This is a genomic window from Methylobacterium variabile, from assembly GCF_001043975.1.
GTDB lineage: Bacteria > Pseudomonadota > Alphaproteobacteria > Rhizobiales > Beijerinckiaceae > Methylobacterium > Methylobacterium variabile.
Genome location: NZ_LABY01000347.1, coordinates 1 through 1,459 on the forward strand (window position 1 = coordinate 1; position 1,459 = coordinate 1,459).

Here is a 1,459-nt window from a genome sequence, read left to right on the forward strand (position 1 = left end):
CGCCCGGGCGCGGCCGGCGGCGACGCCCTCCAGCACCTCGCCGACCAGGAACAGGAAGACGACGGTCGCCGCTTCCTCGGTCGCCCCAATGACGGTCGCGCCGAGTGCGGCGGTCGTCATCAGCGTCTCGATGGAGAACGGGGTGCCGTGCCGGGCCGCCGACAGGGCGCGGCGCGCAATCGGCACCAGGCCGACGGCCATGGCGGCGAGGAAGGCCCAGCGCTCCGTCGCGGGGACGGCGTGCCCGAGCGCGTAGGCCGCCACGAGGGCCGCGCCGCAGGCGAACGCCAGCAGAGCCTTCGGCGCCCGCCACCACGGGTTCTCGGCGGCCTCCTCCGGCACGGCATCGTCCGGATCCTCGGCGCCGTAGCCGAGCCTCCGGACGGTGGCGGCGATGGCGGTCGCGTCGCTGCCGGGACCATGGCACACCACGAGCGTCTCCATTGCGACGGAGACCTGGACCTGCGTGACGTCCGGCAGGCGGCGCACGGCCGCCTCGACCTTCGCCGCGCATGACGCACAGTCCATCCCCGTCACCCGCAGGCGGGTCGTCGGAGCTTCGGTCTTTTCCAGGGTCGCTGCGTCGGTCACGGGCAGGTGCCTTCCATCTCATCGGGGTGACCCTAATTTCTCTAGCGACTGGAGGAGCAAGCGCCGTGAAGCCCATCGCCATCGGAGAATTGTCGCGGCAGGCCTCCGTGAAAGTGCCGACCATCCGGTTCTACGAGGAGCGCGGGCTCCTGCCGCGCGCGTCCCGGACGGAGGGCAACCGGCGGACCTACGGCGCGGTCGACGTGCGCAGGCTCCGGTTCATCCGGCACGCCCGCGAACTCGGCTTCGAGATCGAGGACATCCGGGCGCTGCTCGACCTCGCCGAGCAGCCGGAGCGTCCTTGTGGGGAGGTGGACGCCATCGCCCGCCGGCACCTCGCCGACATCGACGACCGGATCGCGCGGCTCACCGGTCTGCGGGCGGAAATTCGCTTGATGCTCGACCAGTGCTCGCAGGGACGCATCCAGGAATGCCGCATCGTCGAGGTTCTGGCCGACCACGGCGAATGCCTGCACGAGGAGCACTGACACAGCAACCGAACGGTTCGTTCGAAGACCGTTTGATGGCCCCGGTCGGAAGGCGAGGAATTCTTTCATGGCTTCGACGAAAAGCCCTTGCTCCTCCAGTCGCTAGAGGAGCTAGGCCTGCCGCACCTGCTGCATGCCTATCGAGGACTTGGAGGCGAGCGCATCTCCCGATGACCGAACACGCAGATCACTCCGCCCACGGCGAAGGTGGACACGAGCATGGCCATGCCGGCCACGCCCATGCACCCGCCAATTTCGGCAAGGCCTTCGCCATAGGCATCGGGCTGAACGTCGCCTTCGTGCTCATCGAGGCGGTCTTCGGCGTCTGGAGCAACTCCCTCGCCCTCGTCGCCGATGCAGGCCACAACCTCTCGGACGTG

General features: G+C 69.3%; 3 protein-coding genes. 2 read left to right on the top strand and 1 reads right to left on the bottom strand.

Going from position 1 to position 1,459, the window contains the following annotated elements; genetic code table 11:
• The coding region (locus VQ02_RS32710) for a cation transporter (protein WP_048448445.1) at nt 1-591 on the bottom strand (591 nt) is incomplete at its 3' end.
• Nucleotides 592-656: 65 nt separating this feature from the next.
• Between VQ02_RS32710 and VQ02_RS32715 the strand changes: the two genes are divergently transcribed.
• Both VQ02_RS32715 and VQ02_RS32720 read left to right on the top strand, forming a co-directional pair.
• Nucleotides 657-1,079, top strand: a complete 423-nt coding sequence (locus VQ02_RS32715) for a MerR family transcriptional regulator (protein ID WP_048448446.1) — start codon at nt 657-659, stop codon at nt 1,077-1,079.
• Nucleotides 1,080-1,249: 170 nt separating this feature from the next.
• The coding region (locus VQ02_RS32720; RefSeq protein WP_048448447.1) for a cation efflux transmembrane domain-containing protein at nt 1,250-1,459 on the top strand (210 nt) is incomplete at its 3' end.